Here is a 2,733-nt window from a genome sequence, read left to right on the forward strand (position 1 = left end):
GTGGGCGCGCCGTCGCTCGTTGCGCCGCCCGCCGCGCCGCCGTCGCCGACCCCGTTCCGTGCCGCGCAGCCCGGCGCCGGCGGCGTCGAAGGCGGCGAGGAGAAGGATCCGGCCGAAGCCGCCGCCGAGTCCGACATGGACGACGACGAGTTCGAGAACCAGATGTCGCTCGCGGCGATCGAGGCCGAGCTCAAGCCGAAGGTCGTCGAGATCTTCGACAAGATCGCCGACAGCTACAAGAAGCTGCGCAAGCTTCAGGAGCAGGACATCCAGAACCAGCTCCAGAACGAGTCGCTCTCGCCGCACCAGGAGCGCAAGTACAAGAAGCTGAAGGACGAGATCATCGTCGAGGTGAAGTCGCTGCGCCTGAACCAGGCCCGCATCGATTCACTGGTCGAGCAGCTCTACGACATCAACAAGCGCCTCGTCTCGCACGAGGGCCGCCTGATGCGCCTCGCCGACAGCCATGGCGTCGCGCGCGAGGACTTCTTGCGCAACTACACCGGCTCGGAGCTCGATCCGCGCTGGCTCAACCGGGTCTCGAAGCTCTCGGCCAAGGGCTGGAAGAATTTCGTCCATCACGAGAAGGACCGCATCAAGGACCTTCGCCACGAGGTGCATCAGCTCGCAGCCCTCACCGGTCTCGAGATCGTCGAGTTCCGCAAGATCGTGCACTCCGTGCAGAAGGGCGAGCGCGAAGCCCGCCAGGCCAAGAAGGAGATGGTGGAAGCCAACCTCCGCCTCGTGATCTCGATCGCCAAGAAGTACACCAACCGCGGCCTGCAGTTCCTCGACCTGATCCAGGAAGGCAACATCGGCCTGATGAAGGCGGTCGACAAGTTCGAGTACCGCCGCGGCTACAAGTTCTCGACCTACGCCACGTGGTGGATCCGGCAGGCGATCACCCGCTCGATCGCCGACCAGGCGCGCACCATCCGCATCCCCGTGCACATGATCGAGACGATCAACAAGATCGTGCGCACGAGCCGCCAGATGCTCAACGAGATCGGCCGCGAGCCGACCCCGGAAGAGCTCGCCGAGAAGCTCGGCATGCCGCTCGAAAAGGTCCGTAAGGTCCTCAAGATCGCCAAGGAGCCGTTGTCGCTCGAGACGCCGGTCGGTGACGAAGAGGATTCGCATCTCGGCGATTTCATCGAGGACAAGAACGCGATCCTCCCGATCGACGCCGCGATCCAGTCGAACCTGCGCGAGACCACCACGCGCGTGCTGGCCTCGCTCACCCCGCGCGAAGAGCGCGTGCTGCGCATGCGCTTCGGCATCGGCATGAACACCGACCACACGCTGGAAGAGGTCGGCCAGCAGTTCTCGGTGACGCGCGAGCGTATTCGCCAGATTGAAGCGAAGGCGCTGCGGAAGCTGAAGCACCCGTCAAGGTCGCGGAAGCTGCGGAGCTTCTTGGATAATTAATTAGGATCGTCGTGCCCGGGCTCGACCCGGGCATCCATCCAAAAAAGCGGCTGGCAAATGCCCGCCGTTTTCTTTTTGGCGACCGCGGCACGCAGTGACGTTTCGATCGCCGACGTTTACCATAGCCCCCAATGCCCGCTACGCACCTCACCGTCTGGTACAACACCCGCTGCCCCGTCTGCGATGCCGGCATCGACTGGCAGCGCAACAAGCTTCTTCAGGCGGTGCGCGCCGGCACAATCGAGTTCAAGGACATCAACGAGCAACCCGATGCGCTGGCGCGCTTTGGCGCCACGCTCGACGATATCAGACGCCGCCTGCATGCGACCGATCAGGCCGGACGGCTGATCGTCGGTGCGGATGTCGCGATTGCGCTGTGGCGGCTGACGCCGGGGGAGGGGTGGCTTGCTGCGCTGTGCGGCAATCGCTTGGCGCTGCCGTTCACGCGGTTCTTATACGACCGGTTTGCCGATCTGCTGTTTGCCTGGAACAAGCGGAGCGGGCGCTGGTGAGCGCCGGCCTATGTCGGTCTATTTCTTCTTCGCGCCGACCCGGTCGAGGTTCTTGATCGCCATTGGCGGGCGGCCGGACTTTTCCGCGATCTCGCGGTCCTGCTCCATGATGAAGCCGCGGGCGGGCTCGTCGCCGTCCAGGCCTCCGAGCAGCTCCGCAGGCACGCGCCGGTTGGAGCGCTGCGAGCCGTCTTCGTAGAAGACGTTGAAAAAGGCGAATTCGCCCTTGGGATTGGTTCCAGGTTTTTTGGCCATGGCGGGCTTGTCGTCGATCAGGGCGCCATAGTCAAATGACTTTGGCGGGTTTTCCGGTGGTCACGCGGCCCCCTGCGGCGGCGGAATCGGCTGCGCGATCGGTCGATGACGTCCGTTTGCAGGATGTTCGGATGCAGGACGGTCGTGTCCGGCGCTTCGTAAAATCCGATGCGACCCTTTGATGAGATCTTTGCCGCAATAAACGGCGGGCCGAAAAGCCCGCCGTTTATTTTGGATCTTCAGCGTCGCCCGGGGCTGGCAGGGCGACAACCTAAAATAGAAGGTTATAACTTGCGTTCTGCCGAGGCAAGGCAAATCCGCGCAGCGTTGTGTCGCAGCGAGCGCAGCAGATATGCGTCGTCTGCGAGATCGGTTCCAACGCATTCCCAAACAAACTATTTGGAGCGCCGAAGCATTTTGTTCATCTTGGTTGCTCTCGCAACGCAGCGAGAGCGAAGTGGCCTGCGCGAAAGCGCGTCGATCTGCACGTGTTCCCGTGTGCGTGCATACGCTGATATCCACAGCACGAGTTCCATCG

The 2,733-nt window shown here is 62.9% G+C and carries 3 protein-coding genes; 2 read left to right on the plus strand and 1 reads right to left on the minus strand.

Translation table 11 applies throughout. The annotated features are described in order from the left end of the window. Both rpoD and ACXJL8_RS38435 read left to right on the plus strand, forming a co-directional pair. The coding region (rpoD, locus tag ACXJL8_RS38430) for an RNA polymerase sigma factor RpoD (protein ID WP_456686751.1) at positions 1-1,428 on the plus strand (1,428 nt) is incomplete at its 5' end. A gap of 131 nt (positions 1,429-1,559) precedes the next feature. Then, entirely contained in the window at positions 1,560-1,940 is a 381-nt protein-coding gene (locus ACXJL8_RS38435; RefSeq protein WP_456622022.1) for a thiol-disulfide oxidoreductase DCC family protein, read from the plus strand. 18 nt (positions 1,941-1,958) lie between these two features. On the opposite strand, the gene ACXJL8_RS38440 is transcribed toward ACXJL8_RS38435, so the two are convergent. Continuing rightward, the gene (locus tag ACXJL8_RS38440) at positions 1,959-2,195 is read right to left on the minus strand and encodes a hypothetical protein (protein ID WP_456622023.1); all 237 of its coding nucleotides are present in this window, start codon (positions 2,193-2,195) and stop codon (positions 1,959-1,961) included. Positions 2,196-2,733 lie beyond the last annotated feature (538 nt).

The organism is Bradyrhizobium sp. P5_C11_2 (assembly GCF_054049755.1).

What these genes read in the sequence shown, in the direction of transcription:
- ACXJL8_RS38435 (WP_456622022.1), top strand. Translation starts at nt 1,560, where the DNA reads ATGCCCGCTACGCACCTCACCGTCTGGTACAACACCCGCTGCCCCGTC.
- ACXJL8_RS38440 (WP_456622023.1), bottom strand. Translation starts at nt 2,195, where the DNA reads ATGGCCAAAAAACCTGGAACCAATCCCAAGGGCGAATTCGCCTTTTTC.